15 protein-coding genes are annotated in these 14,218 nt (G+C 60.9%); 8 read left to right on the top strand and 7 right to left on the bottom strand.

Annotation, left to right across the window (positions count from 1 at the left end):
• Nucleotides 1–24: 24 nt before the first annotated feature.
• The 3 genes from AC07N6_RS17845 to def all read right to left on the bottom strand — a co-directional run bounded on the left by AC07N6_RS17845 (nucleotide 25) and on the right by def (nucleotide 2,253).
• On the bottom strand, nucleotides 25–351 hold the full coding sequence (locus AC07N6_RS17845; RefSeq protein ID WP_494781348.1) for a hypothetical protein: 327 nt from the start codon (nucleotides 349–351) through the stop codon (nucleotides 25–27).
• Between the two features lie 202 nt (nucleotides 352–553).
• Complete coding sequence (locus AC07N6_RS17840; protein WP_494781349.1) at nucleotides 554–1,384, bottom strand: carbon-nitrogen hydrolase family protein; 831 nt, start codon at nucleotides 1,382–1,384, stop codon at nucleotides 554–556.
• A gap of 344 nt (nucleotides 1,385–1,728) precedes the next feature.
• Nucleotides 1,729–2,253 carry a peptide deformylase gene (gene def, locus AC07N6_RS17835; RefSeq protein ID WP_494781350.1) on the bottom strand — a complete coding sequence of 175 codons (525 nt, stop codon included), beginning with the start codon at nucleotides 2,251–2,253 and terminating at the stop codon, nucleotides 1,729–1,731.
• Nucleotides 2,254–2,276: 23 nt separating this feature from the next.
• On the opposite strand from def, the gene AC07N6_RS17830 reads away from it, so the two are divergent.
• The 5 genes from AC07N6_RS17830 (at nucleotide 2,277) to AC07N6_RS17810 (ending at nucleotide 8,168) form a co-directional block, all read left to right on the top strand.
• Complete coding sequence (locus AC07N6_RS17830) at nucleotides 2,277–2,522, top strand: hypothetical protein (protein WP_494781351.1); 246 nt, start codon at nucleotides 2,277–2,279, stop codon at nucleotides 2,520–2,522.
• Nucleotides 2,519–3,352, top strand: a complete 834-nt coding sequence (locus tag AC07N6_RS17825; RefSeq protein ID WP_494781352.1) for a hypothetical protein — start codon at nucleotides 2,519–2,521, stop codon at nucleotides 3,350–3,352. The genes AC07N6_RS17830 and AC07N6_RS17825 overlap by 4 nt, the downstream gene beginning before the upstream one ends.
• 28 nt (nucleotides 3,353–3,380) lie before the next feature.
• The gene (dprA, locus tag AC07N6_RS17820) at nucleotides 3,381–4,577 is read left to right on the top strand and encodes a DNA-processing protein DprA (protein WP_494781719.1); all 1,197 of its coding nucleotides are present in this window, start codon (nucleotides 3,381–3,383) and stop codon (nucleotides 4,575–4,577) included.
• A gap of 99 nt (nucleotides 4,578–4,676) precedes the next feature.
• Nucleotides 4,677–5,153: a Smg family protein gene (locus AC07N6_RS17815; protein WP_050467425.1), complete on the top strand. Its 477-nt coding sequence runs from the start codon at nucleotides 4,677–4,679 to the stop codon at nucleotides 5,151–5,153.
• 345 nt (nucleotides 5,154–5,498) lie between these two features.
• Entirely contained in the window at nucleotides 5,499–8,168 is a 2,670-nt protein-coding gene (locus AC07N6_RS17810) for a DNA topoisomerase III (protein ID WP_494781353.1), read from the top strand.
• A 102-nt stretch (nucleotides 8,169–8,270) separates the two neighbouring features.
• On the opposite strand, the gene AC07N6_RS17805 is transcribed toward AC07N6_RS17810, so the two are convergent.
• Entirely contained in the window at nucleotides 8,271–9,044 is a 774-nt protein-coding gene (locus AC07N6_RS17805) for an exodeoxyribonuclease III (RefSeq protein ID WP_494781354.1), read from the bottom strand.
• Between the two features lie 148 nt (nucleotides 9,045–9,192).
• On the opposite strand from AC07N6_RS17805, the gene pyrE reads away from it, so the two are divergent.
• Nucleotides 9,193–9,852 (top strand): orotate phosphoribosyltransferase, encoded by a 660-nt coding sequence (pyrE, locus tag AC07N6_RS17800; RefSeq protein ID WP_494781355.1) that lies wholly within the window; start codon nucleotides 9,193–9,195, stop codon nucleotides 9,850–9,852.
• Nucleotides 9,853–9,951: 99 nt separating this feature from the next.
• On the opposite strand, the gene AC07N6_RS17795 is transcribed toward pyrE, so the two are convergent.
• Both AC07N6_RS17795 and AC07N6_RS17790 read right to left on the bottom strand, forming a co-directional pair.
• Nucleotides 9,952–10,449 (bottom strand): LapA family protein, encoded by a 498-nt coding sequence (locus AC07N6_RS17795; protein WP_494781356.1) that lies wholly within the window; start codon nucleotides 10,447–10,449, stop codon nucleotides 9,952–9,954.
• 190 nt (nucleotides 10,450–10,639) lie between these two features.
• Nucleotides 10,640–11,524: a TauD/TfdA dioxygenase family protein gene (locus tag AC07N6_RS17790; protein WP_494781357.1), complete on the bottom strand. Its 885-nt coding sequence runs from the start codon at nucleotides 11,522–11,524 to the stop codon at nucleotides 10,640–10,642.
• Between the two features lie 212 nt (nucleotides 11,525–11,736).
• Here AC07N6_RS17790 and AC07N6_RS17785 point away from each other — a divergent pair, with 212 nt between their 5' ends.
• Entirely contained in the window at nucleotides 11,737–12,276 is a 540-nt protein-coding gene (locus AC07N6_RS17785; protein ID WP_494781358.1) for a DUF6232 family protein, read from the top strand.
• Nucleotides 12,276–12,581 (top strand): hypothetical protein, encoded by a 306-nt coding sequence (locus tag AC07N6_RS17780; RefSeq protein WP_494781359.1) that lies wholly within the window; start codon nucleotides 12,276–12,278, stop codon nucleotides 12,579–12,581. The genes AC07N6_RS17785 and AC07N6_RS17780 overlap by 1 nt, the downstream gene beginning before the upstream one ends.
• Nucleotides 12,582–12,656: 75 nt before the next feature.
• On the opposite strand, the gene gatB is transcribed toward AC07N6_RS17780, so the two are convergent.
• The gene (gene gatB, locus AC07N6_RS17775) at nucleotides 12,657–14,117 is read right to left on the bottom strand and encodes an Asp-tRNA(Asn)/Glu-tRNA(Gln) amidotransferase subunit GatB (RefSeq protein WP_494781360.1); all 1,461 of its coding nucleotides are present in this window, start codon (nucleotides 14,115–14,117) and stop codon (nucleotides 12,657–12,659) included.
• Nucleotides 14,118–14,218: the final 101 nt, after the last annotated feature.

Raw genomic sequence — 14,218 nt, 5'->3', positions numbered from 1 at the left:
CTAATGCAGTCTCAGATTCGGAGCTTATTTGAAGACCGTATATAACGCTATTGCCGCAATGACAGCGGAGAACCATTGCATGGGAATCCAGAACATCGTGTGCTTTTTCTTGAATTCGAATTGTTGACCGGTCTTGGGATCCACCAAAATCTGGCTGGGACTGCTATTAAGTCTGATTCCAAGAAACCAAACGATCGCCGACGAGACAAGCAGTGCTGTGGCAGGAAGAAGCGGATGTCCGGTATAGAACCCTTTTTCAAAGATGGCGTCCGCCGCTAGTTCGGCAGTCAAAGAAATCAGGAACGGGATGAGAATCCCTAAAAAACCTAAGCCTTGCCAGATGATTATCATATTTTATTTCCCCTTGCCAATATTATAGAACTCTTTCATTCTCGCATTTCGGGAAATTTAGTTCTTAGATACATTGCAGGCCAGGTGCCGGCGGTAGGGTAACAAATGACTGTTTTTGGCCGATTGCGGATATCTCCGGAATGAGAGAAGCCAGCTCATGCAGGATTCCAGCGTAAATTCCCGCCGGAACTCAGCCTTTAAGTTAGCCATAGATCGCGCGATAGTCGCGCAGCATGTGCTCCGACTCTCGTGCGCGCCGGATGGCGTCAGATTGCAAAAGCACAACAAGCAATTCGCTGTCGTCTTCACCGGCTTGAGCAATGCATTCGCCCATGGGTGACCATACGCCGCTTCTTCCGCACGCTTCCCAGCCCCCGGTCGTTCCGCAGTAATTGGCCGTCACTACATAGATCGTATTATCCAGTGCTCTGGCAGGCATCCAAACGGACAGCTCCTGGCGACCAACAGTTCTGCCAAAGAGTGCCGAGACCAGATAGACGTCGCAGCCATCAGCGGCAACCCGGCGAGCATGCTCGGGGAAGCCCGAGTCGTAACATATTCCAAGACCGATCTTCCATCCACCGATCAGGACGGACTTGTCTTCGCAACCGGGGGAATACCAATCCTTCTCGGAATAGAACAGGTGTTGCTTATGGTAGAAACCGATGCTTCCGTCAGCATTCGCGATGATGCTGCTTATCCTGCGTACACCGTCGATCAGCGTTGGTGCCCCGACGATGATGGTTAGCTTCAGTTCCTCTGAGATTCTCGCCAATGTTTCAAGCGAAGCATCGCCAGGCTTGATCAATGCGGCGTTGCCTGTCTCCTTGAGAAGCTGAGGTTCATATCCCGTCAAGAATTTCTCCGGGAAAACGATGAGTTGCCCCCCTTGTCTTGATGCGTCCCTGCTATATCTCTGAACCGTGGCCAGGTTGGCCTCGATATCTCCGGCAACGGATGCGACCTGCGCTACGGCGACGCGCAGAGAACTGGTCGAATCAGGACTGTCTTTTCTTTCATTGTATGTTGCCATCACATTCAAGCTCGTTTCTAAAGAGATTACGATTCCACATTTGGCCAGAAGCCGGCGTTCAAGAACAAGACTTGCCGCATCCGGTGCTGTTGCGCATGATGACTAGTACGCTCATTGGGGCGCTTTGGCCAAACTCTGTCAAGAGTACAGTTAAACCACAGCAGCGCTGAACGGCTCGGGCCATCGCGTTTGCAGACGGGGCAACGACGGCGCGTTGCGGCGGCAATTGGGCGAGGACGGGATTTATCGTTTCGTGGCCGCATAGCCTGCATCAAGTGAGCGGGCAATAAAAAACGCCGGACATGTCCGGCGTTTTTGCGTGAAGCGAAAACGGGCAGTCTGTCTTAACCGTTGGCCGCACTCTTCTTCATCTCGCGCTCTTCCTTCTGCAGCTTGGTCTTGATGCGGTTGCGCTTGAGCGGCGACAGGTATTCGACGAAGACCTTGCCCTTCAGGTGATCCATCTCATGCTGGATGCACACGGCCAGCAAGTCGTCGGCTTCCACTTCGAACGGCTTGCCGTCGGCGTCGAAGGCGCGCACCTTCACGCGCGCGGGGCGCTCGACGCCGTCGTAGATGCCGGGCACCGACAGGCAGCCTTCATCGTAGACGCGCTTTTCCTCGCTGGCCCACAGCACTTCCGGGTTGATGAATACGCGCAGCTCGCTGCCGCTGTCGGAAACGTCGATGACGATCACTTGCTCGTGCACGTCGACCTGGGTCGCGGCCAGGCCGACGCCGGGCGCGGCGTACATGGTCTCGGCCATGTCGGCGACCAGCTTCTTGATGCGCTCGTCGAACATGGTGACGGGGCTGGCCACCTTGTGCAGGCGTGGGTCGGGGTAACGGAGGATGTTGAGCTGGGCCATACGCGTGAATCTCGGCAATCGACTTGGAAATCGGGAAAGGTCTGGTACATCGTCGCTCGCCATTTTGCGAGCAACGGGAAAATTTTTATCGGGAATATCTTTTAAATAAGGCCGGATTATGCCGCTTCAAGCGCGGCAGCGGCAGAATCCCAGCCATTTCCAGCGGGATTGGCATCCGGCAAATCCGGGCGGCATGCCGGTTCCGGCTGCTATCGCCGCATGCCTTGCAGGCAACGGCCAGCTTTATTTTGATCTTCCCGAAACGATGAAAAAGTTTAGCACAGGCCTGCTGTTTTCCGCCTGTTGGGCGCTTGGCGGCGATGTTTCGGCGCTGCCTCCGCCGTCGCCTGTTGTTTCTTCGCCGCTGCCGGAATACATCTTGTCGCCGCGCCCGCGCGTGCTGGCGCCGTTGCCGCAAGCCCAACGGGTGGCCGATGACGGCGCGCGGCTGCAGGCGATGGTGCTGGATTGGGCGGCCGGCCCGTTTGCCGAGGTGACGGGGCCTGGGGCGGCGCGTGATGTCGTGCGGGATGCCGCGCAGCTATTCGTGGCCGGTCAGGTTGTGCGCATTGCCCCGGTTGGGGCGTCCGGCGCGTCCCTGGAAGAGGGCGTTTCGATCTACCGCCTTGGCCCGACGCTTGGCTCTGCCGACGGCCGTACGGCGCTGGGGCGCATGGCCTTCCGGATCGGCAGCGCCCGCATCGTCCGCCGCGATGCGGATGGCAACGCGGCCGAGGCGGTCATTGCCAGCAGCAGCCGGGAGATCGCCGCGGGCGATATCGTGCTGGATGCGCAGGCATGGCCATTGGCCGCAGCAAGACAAGAAGCCGTGCAGGCGGTGGCCGCGCGCGTGGCGCTGCAGTCCGGCGCGGAACGCATGCGCCTGGCCGCCATGGGCCAGGTGGTGGGGCTGGATCGCGGCGCGCTGGACGGCGTGCGCGCCGGCATGTGCCTGCGCGCGGCGGGATGCGACCGCACGGGCGATGTCGTCGGCCGCGTGCTGCACGCCGGCGGCCGGGCGTCGGTGGCACGGCTGGCGCACGGTACCGCTTTGCTGGCCGGGGGCGACGAAGTTTGCGTCGCGGCCTGTCCCGATTGATTTCCGATTCAACGCCTGTGTGAACGATATGAATGATTTCCCGTTTTCCCCGCAGCTCCCCGAGCTGGAGAATCCGGCCGGCCTGGAGGCATGGCTGCGCTTGACGCTGACCGACGGCGTCGGCAGCGAAACCGGCCGGCGTTTGCTGGGCGCCTTCGGCTTGCCGGGCCTGGTGCTGTGCGCCGGGCGGGCGGCATTGGAGGCACTGGTCACGCCACGCGTGGCCAATGCCTTGTGCAAGCCGCCCAGCGCAGCCATGCGCACCCACATCGATGCCACGCTTGCCTGGGCCGAGGCGCCGGGCAATGCGATCGTGACGCTGGCCGATGCGCACTATCCGCGCGCCTTGCTCAATATTCCCGACCCGCCGCTGCTGCTTTACGTGAGGGGCAACATCGCGCTGCTGGAGGCCAACGCGCTGGCGGTGGTCGGCAGCCGCAACGCCACCGCGCAGGGGCTGGCGCATGCCGAGCGCTTCTCGGAACAATTGAGCCATGCGGGCCTGGCCATCGTCTCCGGCCTGGCGCTGGGCATCGACGCCGCGGCGCATGTCGGCGGCTTGCGCGGGCCGGGTTCGACGGTGGCCGTGATCGGCACCGGCATCGACATCGACTATCCGCAACGCAACCGCGCATTGGCGCAACGCATTGCGCAAGAAGGCTGCATCGTCAGCGAGTATCCGCTGGGCATGCCGCCGCTGGCGGCCAACTTCCCGCGCCGCAATCGCCTGATTTCAGGTCTGGCGCGGGCGGTGCTGGTGGTGGAGGCGGCGGCCCAGTCGGGCTCGCTGATCACCGCGCGCATGGCGGCCGAGCAGGGGCGCGACGTGTTTGCGATCCCGGGCTCGATCCATTCGCCGCTGGCCAAGGGCTGCCATCAACTTATCCGCCAGGGCGCCAAGCTGATCGAGACCACGCAGGATATCCTGGAGGAAATGTCGCCCCGGTTCGCGATACAAGGGAAGATACAAGGGAATTCAGCGCTTGCGTCGCCTGCCTTGCCAATGCCGCGGCATGCCGTGCCGGAGGGTGTGCCCGGCGGCGACAGTGACGATGCGGCAACAACCATTGTCATGCAGGCAATGGGCCACGATCCGGTCGGCACGGATACGCTCGGCGCGCGTTGCAAACTGGATGCGGCGCAACTTTCGGCAATCTTGCTGGCGCTTGAGCTGGCGGGGCGTATCGAAGTGTTGCCGGGGGCGCGCTACCGTCGTCTGGCATAGGGACAGGTTCCGAAAAGTTTATGCAGCAGGCTCGGAAAAATCCTGCCATACTGGGGGCGTCGACTTGTGTATTCACACCCTTCGCGATAGAGTAGACCTATGTTCGATGTCCTCGTTTACTTGTACGAAACCTACTATCGCCCCGATGCCTGCCCCGAACCGGAGGCGCTGGTGAAGAAGTTGTCCGCGATAGGTTTTGAAGAAGATGAAATTTCCCAGGCGCTCGGCTGGCTGACCGACCTTGAAGTCGCCAACCACGAGTTCGCCGATTCCTACCCCCGGCAAACCTCCTTTTCCTTCGGCACGCGTATCTACGCACGCCAGGAAACCGACGTCCTCGGCACCGACGCTGTCGGTTTCATCCAGTTCCTGGAGTCGGCCAAGATGCTCGACGGCATGCAGCGCGAGATCGTCATCGAACGCGCGCTGGCCGCCGGCGAGGTGCCGATCACGCTGGAAAAGCTCAAGGTCATCGTGCTCATGGTGCTCTGGAGCCAGGGCAAGGAGCCGGATGGCCTGATGTTCGAGGAGCTTTTCCTCGACGAGGAAGACAGCGAACCGCGCCTGTTGCATTGATGCATTGCGTTGGCGGCAAGGCAATATTGCAGGCCGCCCGCAAGACGCTTCGATTCAAAACCTTGCAAATCCGCCCTCATGCAAGTCACCCCGGCAAGCCATCAGGCTTGCCGTTTTATTTGCATCACGCTTATCATTGCCCCGCGTTGGGCCAATATTGGCTACTATATAAATATCCGTTGTCCAAAAGCAACCAAAAGAGCGTCATGTATGCTGTGCCGCTCGCACGACAAGATTTGCCATGCTTTGGGCAGCATGGCGTTGTTTAAGGAACATCCGGCCCCAGATTGGCGCTGGTATTCCTGACAACGCCAGCAACCGACCTCTCTTTCGAGACCCATACCTATGAGCAAGACCCTCATCATTGCCGAGAAGCCCTCTGTCGCGAACGACATCGCGAAGACGCTCGGCGGCTTTACCAAGCACGATGAGTATTTCGAATCCGATGAATACGTCCTGTCGTCGGCCGTCGGCCACCTGCTTGAAATCGCGGTGCCCGAGGAGTACGACGTCAAGCGCGGCAAATGGAGCTTCGCCCACCTGCCGATGATCCCGCCGCACTTCGCGCTCAACCCGATCGCCAAGACTGAGTCGCGCCTGAAGGTGCTGTCCAGGCTGATCAAGCGCAAGGATGTGACCACCCTGATCAACGCCTGCGACGCGGGCCGCGAAGGTGAGCTGATCTTCCGCCTGATTGCGCAATACACCAAGGCCAAGCAGCCGGTGAAGCGCCTGTGGCTGCAGTCGATGACGCCGGGCGCGATCCGCGACGGCTTCAAGCAGCTGCGCGACGATGATGAAATGATGCCGCTGGCCAACGCCGCCCGCTGCCGCAGCGAAGCCGACTGGCTGATCGGCATCAACGGCACGCGCGCCATGACCGCCTTCAACTCCAAGGAAGGCGGCTTCTACCTGACCACCGTGGGCCGCGTGCAGACGCCGACCCTGTCGATCGTGGTCGAGCGCGAAGAGAAGATCAAGAAATTCGTCTCGCGCGACTACTGGGAAGTGCACGCCGAATTCGTCTGCGCCGCCGGCATCTACAAGGGCCGCTGGCTGGACAAGACGCACAAGAAGGACGAAGCCGATCCCGAGAAGCGTCCGGAACGCCTGTGGGCCAAGGCAGCGGCGGATTCCATCGTGGCCGCCTGCCGCGACAAGGTGGGCACGGTCACCGAGGAATCCAAGCCGACCACGCAAATGGCCCCCGGCCTGTTCGACCTCACCAGCCTGCAGCGCGAAGCCAACTCGCGCTTCGGCTTCTCGGCCAAGAACACGCTGGGCCTGGCGCAGGCGCTGTATGAAAAGCACAAGGTGCTGACCTACCCGCGTACCGATTCGCGCCACCTGCCGGAAGATTACCTCGCCACCGTCAAGGACACGATGGAGGCGCTCTCGGAGAACAACAATTACCACCAGTTCTCCAAGCAGATCTTGAAGCAAGGCTGGGTCAAGCCCAACAAGCGCATCTTCGACAACACCAAGATCAGCGACCACTTCGCCATCATCCCGACTCCCCAGGTGCCCAAGAACCTGTCGGAGCCGGAACAGAAACTGTACGACCTGGTGACGCGCCGCTTCATGGCGGTGTTCTTCCCGGCGGCCGAGTTCCAGGTGACCACGCGCTTCACCGAAGTGTCGGGCCACCAGTTCAAGAGCGAAGGCAAGGTCATGATCAATCCCGGCTGGCTGGCCATCTATGGCAAGCAGGTCGAGGAAGACGACAAGGACGGTAAGGACGGCAAGGAAGCTAGCGGCAACCTGGTTGCCGTGGCGCCGGGCGAGAAGGTCAAGACCGACAAGGTGGTCGCCACCGGCCTGGCCACCAAGCCGCCCGCGCGCTACAGCGAAGCCACGTTGTTGTCGGCCATGGAAGGCGCCGGCAAGCTGGTCGATTCCGACGAGCTGCGCGAAGCGATGGCAGGCAAGGGGCTGGGCACGCCGGCCACGCGCGCGGCCATCATCGAAGGCCTGTTGAACGAAAAGTACCTGCTGCGCGAAGGCCGCGAAATGATGCCCACCGCCAAGGCCTTCCAGCTGATGACGCTGTTGCACGGCCTGGGCGTGGATGAGCTGACCGAACCCGAACTGACCGGCGAGTGGGAACACAAGCTGGCGCAGATGGAGCGCGGCAACATCAGTCGCGAGGAGTTCATGCGCGAGATCGCGCAGATGACCCAGATCATCGTCAAGCGCGCCAAGGAATACGACAACGACACTATTCCGGGCGACTATGCGACGCTGCAGACGCCCTGCCCGAACTGCAGCGGCGTGGTCAAGGAAAACTACCGCCGCTTCGCCTGCACCAAGTGCGAGTTCTCGATGACCAAGGTGCCCGGCGGGCGCCAGTTCGAAATCACCGAAGTAGAAGAGTTGCTCAAGAACCGCACCATCGGTCCGCTGCAGGGCTTCCGCTCCAAGATGGGCCGGCCGTTCGCCGCCATCCTGAAGATTTCGCGCGACGAGGAAATCAAGAACTACAAGCTGGAGTTCGACTTCGGCCAGAATGACGGCGAAGGCGAGGGCGGCGAGCCGGTCGATTTCAGCGAGCAGACGCCGCTGGGCCCATGCCCCAAGTGCGCCTCCGGCGTCTACGAAATGGGCCTGGCCTACGTTTGCGAAAAGACCGTGGCCAAGCCCAAGGCCTGCGACTTCCGCAGCAGCCGCATCATCCTGCAGCAGGAGATCCTGCCCGAGCAGATGGCCAAGCTCCTGAACGAGGGCAAGACCGATCTGCTGCCGGGCTTCATCTCGCAGCGCACGCGCCGTCCGTTCAAGGCCTTCCTGGTGCGCGGCAAGGATGGCAAGATCAGTTTCGAGTTCGAGGAGCGCAAGGCCAAGGCGCCTGCCAAGGGCAAGGCCGCCGCTGCGGAAACCGACGATGGCGCCGATGAGGCAACGGCCAAGCCGGTGAAGAAGGCCGCGGCCGCCAAGCCTGCCGCTGCGAAAAAGCCCGCTGCGGCGAAGAAACCGCCGCTGAAGAAGGCAGTGGCGAAGAAAGTGGCCAGCGCGTAAGCATCCGCCGGCGCAACAAAAACCCCCTCGCGACGCCCATCACGAGGGGGTTTTTGTTTCCGGCCCGGCGGCGTTGCCGGTCGTAGCGGAGTGTCCGCTTGCTTACTTGTACGCCACCGTCAGCGGCGCATGGTCGGAAAAACGCTGCTCCTTGTAGATCGCGGCGCGCTTGGCCGTGGAGGCGATGCCCTTGGTCGCCACCTGATAGTCGATGCGCCACCCCACGTTATTGGCCCAGGCCTGGCCGCGGTTGCTCCACCAGGTGTAGGCCTCGCCGGTGGTGTCCGGATGCAGCAGGCGGTAGACATCGACCAGTCCCAGCTTATCGAAGATGTGGGTCATCCAGGCGCGCTCTTCCGGCAGGAAGCCCGAGTTCTTCTGGTTGCTCTTCCAGTTCTTCAGGTCGATTTCCTTGTGGGCGATGTTCCAGTCGCCGCAGATGACGATCTCGCGGCCGCTCTTTTCCAGCGCCATCAGGTGCGGCAGGAACACGTCCATGAAACGGAACTTGGCCTGCTGGCGTTCGTCGCTGGACGAGCCGGACGGGGCGTACAGCGAAATCACGGTGAGGTCGCCGAAGTCGCATTCGACATAGCGCCCCTCGTCGTCGAACTCGGTATTGCCGAAGCCGATGCGCACCGAGTCCGGCTCGCGCTTGCTGTAGACGCCCACGCCCGAATAACCCTTTTTCTGGGCATAGTGGAAGTGGCCGACATAGCCCTCGGGGGCCAGGAACTGTTCGGTCATGTCGGCGGCCTGGGCCTTCAATTCCTGGACGCAGACGAAATCGGGCGACTCCTTCTGCAGCCATTCGAAGAAGCCCTTCTTGGCTGCGGAGCGGATACCGTTGAGGTTGGCGGAGACGATGGTTGGCATGTTTTGATCCTGCAAAGTAAGGCCGGTAGCATAACCGATAGGGCGTTTCATTTAAAATACCGGTCTGATTTGGCTGCGCGCCCGGCTTGCCGATGGGCAAACATGCGTTGCGCCAGCCTTCGACTCCATTTTTCCCCGGGAATGTATCTTGAGCAACTTGAGACAGGAATTCATCGAATTCGCCGTGTCGGCCGGCGTGCTGCGCTTTGGCGAATTCGTCACCAAGGCGGGCCGCACCTCGCCTTATTTCTTCAACGCCGGCCTGTTTTCCGAAGGCGCGACGCTGGCCCAGGTGGCGCGCTTCTACGCGCAGACCCTGGCTGACGCCGGCATCGAATACGACATGCTGTTCGGCCCCGCCTACAAGGGCATCACGCTGGCCTCGGCCACCGCCGTGGCGCTGGCCGGCATGGGCCGCAATGTGCCGTTCGCCTTCAACCGCAAGGAAGCCAAGGACCACGGCGAAGGCGGCACCATCGTCGGCGCCAAGCTGCAGGGCAAGGTGGTGATCATCGACGACGTGATTTCGGCCGGCACCTCGGTGCGCGAGTCGGTCGACATGATCCGCGCCGCCGGCGCCACGCCGTGCGCGGTGCTGATCGCGCTCGACCGCATGGAGCGCTCCGGCAAGGACGGCGCGCTGTCCGAACTCTCGGCGGTGCAGGAAGTGGCGCGGGAATATGGCATGCCGGTCATCTCCATCGGCAACCTGAACGACTTGTTCGAATACATCTCCAACGGCGGCGATGCGCGGCTGGCGCAGCACAAGGATGCGGTGGCGGCGTATCGCACGCGTTACGGCGTCTGATCGGGCCGGCCTGGCCGGCCCGGGCAAGCGCCCCAAATGGAAACGGCTGCATCGGAAGATGCAGCCGTTTTTCTTGGGCGTGCCGCTGGCGGCGGGATCTTAGAGCGGACGGATGGCGCCGGCCACGTTATGCCGCTGCAGCCGGTCGTCCAGTTCGCCGAGCTGGGCCGCCACCGCGTTCTCGGTTTGCTCCACGCGCAGGCCGATGTCCTTTTGCAGGGTGTCCAGCCGTTGCGCCAGCAAGGCCTGTTGCTCGGCCTGGCGCTGGTTCAGCTGCTCCAGTTCGGTCTTCAGGTAGCCGTGCAGGTCGGTGAAGCGCGAATGCTCGGCCTGGTCGGCCAGGTGGCGCTGCGTTTCCAGCTGCTTGGTCAGGCGCCGGCTCTCCAGCAGTATGCTGGTTTGCAGCGCCAGGATATAGAGCAGGAAAAAGGCCGTCAGCACCACCGTCACGCCCAGCATGACCAGGCCCAGCGGCGCCTGGAAATCGGTGTAGATCAGCGACAGCGTGGTCGGCGCCACGAAGGCGGTCCAGTTGACGGCGGCGAAGATGGCGACCAGCGCCAGCAGAACGATGAGGAAAATAGTCCGGAATCTCATTGCAGCCTCCTGTTTTGGGTTTGTTTGCAGGCACGCAATTGCGAGTGTAGCAGGCGCAATCGCGATCGAGACCAGTCTTGTCGGACAGGCAAGATGAAGCGATTGGACTGCGCAGGGCGGGGGGATGTTCCTGCGGAGGCAACGGATGTTGCCAATCCGGACATATTTTGGGGGTGCCGGGCCGGCAGGATCAGCGCGGCACGTCGCCTTCCACCGTGGTGCGGTACAAGGTGCGGCGCAAGTGCTGCGGCGTGATGGCGGCGTAATGCTGGGTGCTGCGGTTGTCCCAGAACACCATGTCGTGCGGCTGCCATTTGTGGGTGTAGATATTCTCCGGCCGCGTGATGTGGGCGTGCAGCTCCCTGAGCAGCGCATCGCTTTCATCGCGGGGGATGCCGACGATGTGCGAGGTGAAGCCTTCGCTGACGAACAGGATCTTGCGCCCGCTCTCGGGGTGGGTGGTGACTACCGGATGCTCGACCGGCGGCACGTCGTCGATCTGCTGTTGCGTCAGTTCCGGGCGCCACGGCGAGAGCTTGCGCAGGCGCTCGTAGCGGTAGACGTAGGAGTGCACCGCGCGCTTGCCTTGCAGCAGTTTCCGGGTTTCCGCCGGCAGCGTGTCCCAGGCGTCGGCGGTGTTGGCGTACAGCGTGTCGCCGCGCTCGGCGGGCAGTTCCTGCGAATGCAGCAGCGCGCCCAGGCTGGGCTTGGGCATGTAGGAGAGATCCGAATGCCAGTCGGCGCCGGCGTCGACCAGGCCGATCGGTTTGCCGTCTTCCACCACGTTGGAGACGATCAGGATCTCGGGATGGTGCTTCAGGTGGAAACGGTTGAGCACATGCACCTGCAGCGGCCCGAAGCGGCGGCTGAATGCGATGTGCTGTTCGGGCGTGATGCGCTGGTCGCGGAACACCGCCACGCCGTGCTTGACGAAGGCGCCGCGGATGCGCGCCAGTTCGTCGTCGCTCACCGGCAGGTTGAGGTCGAGGCCGACGATTTCCACGCCCAGCGGGCCATCGAACGGGCGAATTTCAAACGATTGTAGTGCTGTAGTTTTCAGTATGGGCGTGTCCATAAACAAAGCGCGATCTCTCGTCGTGAAGTATTCAATGAACCTTCTATTACATAAGCTCACATCTGAGGTGACAAATAATTAAATCAAATATGTTTAGTCGAAAATCAATTTTCGACCGACGACTTTGCTCATGAATTTAGTTGTTACGTAACTTGCACGTGATAACCTAGATTCGCTGTTTTCATTAATTAAAATCAAAGGGGAGTTAGAGCATGCGGTTGTCAGGGGAAGACGGGAATGAAGTCACGAATATCGGCAAACTGATTCTGTACAAAAATGCACTAATTTTCGGCAATACGGCCTATCAGATTTCTAACATTAGCTCTATCTGGATCGCCGATCATAGCTATACGATCAAGCATAAGTTTCCACTATGGATTCTTGTCGTCGCTGGGATGGGAATTCTTGCCATTGTGCTGGGCATACCCAAGAATTGGCTGGCAGTCGCTGTAGGCGCAGCACTTTTGTTTGCTGCTTATCGCGGCTACAGGGCCTTCAAGCCAACGACGGCCATTTCAAAATACGCGTTGGGAATCGAATTGAATTCGGGGCGCAGCAGGATGTTTGCCGCAGAAGACCAGCAATTCGTGCAGAAGGCCGGTAAAGCATTGCTTGACGCTCTCGCAGAAAAAACCAAGAGCTCGGAGAAGATAGTGATGAATTTTGACAATAAATCCATCAATATCGAAAGCGTAATCGACTCTACGATTATCGGTGGCGATGTAAATGACAGTCTGGTGGAGAACGTCTGATGGCCAATATTCAGATCGGCAATGCCACCAACTCTGTGGTGGTAGGTGGATCGGTGAGCCATAGCTCGCTGACGAATGCCGTCGATTCCACCGTGTCAAATGGGCTGTTCGTCGAGCTTAAGCGAGCCCTGGAGAACATCGGAGATCCGAAGGAAAAAGAGACACTCTTGCAAGCGGCGTCGGATCTGGAGAAGTCAGCTAAACAAGGCGGCTATATGGAGAAATACAAGAATTTCATGCAGTTGGCAGCAAATCATATGGCGCTCATCACGCCGTTTCTGCCGGATCTTTCCAAGCTGCTTTGATAAATAAAAAACCCCCGTGTTTTTAACACGGGGGTTTTTAGCAATCTGAAGAGCTTCGAATTCGAAGCTCTTTTTTTAACCCGCCAGCTTCTTGCGCAGCAGTTCGGTCAGTTGGGCCGGGTTGGCCTTGCCGCGAGTGGCCTTCATGGCCTGGCCGATGAGGGCGTTGATGGCCTGCTCCTTGCCGGCGCGGAACTCGGCCACCGACTTTTCGTTGGCTGCCAGCACCTGCTCGACAATGGCTTCCAGCGCGCCGCTGTCGGAGATCTGCTTCAGGCCCTTGGCTTCGATGATGTCGTCGGCCAGGCTGTCCTTGCCGGACTTGGCTTCCCACATGCCGGCGAAGACTTCCTTGGCGATCTTGTTGGAGATGGTGCCGTCGGCGATGCGCTTCAACAGCAGCGCGAACTGCGCGGCGCTGACGGGGGCGTTGGCGATGTCGGTGTCTTCGCGGTTCAGCGTCGAGGCGACGTCGCCCATGAGCCAGTTGGCGGCGGACTTGGCTTGTTCGCGGCCGGCGGCAGTCACCACCGCTTCGAAATAAGCGGCCATTGCCTTCGATTGGGTCAGCACGGCGGCATCGTATTCGGGCAGCGCGTAGTCGCTGACGAAACGTTCGCGCATCGCGGCGGGCAACTCGGGCATGGTGGCGCGGACGCGCTCGATCCACTCCTGCGCGATCACCAGCGGCGGCAGGTCGGGGTCGGGGAAGTAGCGGTAATCCTGCGCGTCTTCCTTGCTGCGCATGGAACGGGTTTCCTTCTTGTCCGGATCGTACAGGCGGGTTTCCTGGACGACCGTACCGCCGTCTTCGATCAGTTCGATCTGGCGGCGCACTTCGTAGTTGATGGCGTCTTCCATGAAGCGGAACGAGTTCAGGTTCTTGATCTCGCAGCGGGTGCCGTATTCCTTCTGGCCCACCGGACGCACCGAGACGTTGGCGTCGCAGCGGAACGAGCCTTCCTGCATGTTGCCGTCGCAGATGCCCAGCCACATCACCAGCGAGTGCAGCGCCTTGGCGTAGGCCACCGCTTCGGCGGCGCTGCGCATGTCGGGCTCGGTGACGATTTCCAGGAGCGGCGTGCCGGCGCGGTTCAAGTCGATGCCGGACATGCCCTGGTAGTCTTCATGCAGCGACTTGCCGGCGTCTTCTTCCAGGTGCGCGCGCGTCAGTTGCAGGGTCTTGATCTCGCTCTTGCCGTCCTTCTCCAGCACATAGGAGATCTTGCCGCCTTGCACCACCGGGATTTCGTACTGGCTGATCTGGTAGCCCTTGGGCAGGTCGGGGTAGAAGTAGTTTTTACGGGCGAACACCGAGCGCGGCGCGATGGTGGCGCCGATCGCCAGGCCGAACTGGATGGCGCGTTCGACCGCGCCGCGGTTCAATACCGGCAGCACGCCCGGCAGCGCCAGGTCGACCGGGCTGGCCTGGGTGTTGGGTTCGGCGCCGAAGCGGGTCGGGCTGCCGCTGAAGATCTTGGATTGGGTCGAAAGCTGCGTGTGCGTTTCGAGGCCGATGACGACTTCCCACTGCATGATGTTGTCCTTGCGAATTCTGTTAGTCAGCGAGTCGCTAACCGGGCGCCGCTGGCGGCGTTGCATCTCCTTGCCGTACAGCCGTACAGCCGTACTGTCTG

The sequence above is a fragment of the Herbaspirillum sp. GW821-FHT09A12 genome (assembly GCF_059418325.1).
The sequence above is the reverse complement of the archived record's forward strand: the minus strand, read 5'-3'. Positions and strand labels throughout refer to the sequence as shown.

Bases quoted from the DNA above. Each gene is read 5' to 3' on its own strand.
- AC07N6_RS17825 (WP_494781352.1), top strand. From the start codon at position 2,519: ATGAAAAAGTTTAGCACAGGCCTGCTGTTTTCCGCCTGTTGGGCGCTT.
- def (WP_494781350.1), bottom strand. From the start codon at position 2,253: ATGGCCCAGCTCAACATCCTCCGTTACCCCGACCCACGCCTGCACAAG.
- AC07N6_RS17805 (WP_494781354.1), bottom strand. From the start codon at position 9,044: ATGCCAACCATCGTCTCCGCCAACCTCAACGGTATCCGCTCCGCAGCC.
- dprA (WP_494781719.1), top strand. From the start codon at position 3,381: ATGAATGATTTCCCGTTTTCCCCGCAGCTCCCCGAGCTGGAGAATCCG.
- AC07N6_RS17790 (WP_494781357.1), bottom strand. From the start codon at position 11,524: ATGGACACGCCCATACTGAAAACTACAGCACTACAATCGTTTGAAATT.
- gatB (WP_494781360.1), bottom strand. From the start codon at position 14,117: ATGCAGTGGGAAGTCGTCATCGGCCTCGAAACGCACACGCAGCTTTCG.
- AC07N6_RS17785 (WP_494781358.1), top strand. From the start codon at position 11,737: ATGCGGTTGTCAGGGGAAGACGGGAATGAAGTCACGAATATCGGCAAA.
- AC07N6_RS17845 (WP_494781348.1), bottom strand. From the start codon at position 351: ATGATAATCATCTGGCAAGGCTTAGGTTTTTTAGGGATTCTCATCCCG.
- AC07N6_RS17795 (WP_494781356.1), bottom strand. From the start codon at position 10,449: ATGAGATTCCGGACTATTTTCCTCATCGTTCTGCTGGCGCTGGTCGCC.
- AC07N6_RS17815 (WP_050467425.1), top strand. From the start codon at position 4,677: ATGTTCGATGTCCTCGTTTACTTGTACGAAACCTACTATCGCCCCGAT.
- AC07N6_RS17810 (WP_494781353.1), top strand. From the start codon at position 5,499: ATGAGCAAGACCCTCATCATTGCCGAGAAGCCCTCTGTCGCGAACGAC.
- AC07N6_RS17840 (WP_494781349.1), bottom strand. From the start codon at position 1,384: ATGGCAACATACAATGAAAGAAAAGACAGTCCTGATTCGACCAGTTCT.
- AC07N6_RS17780 (WP_494781359.1), top strand. From the start codon at position 12,276: ATGGCCAATATTCAGATCGGCAATGCCACCAACTCTGTGGTGGTAGGT.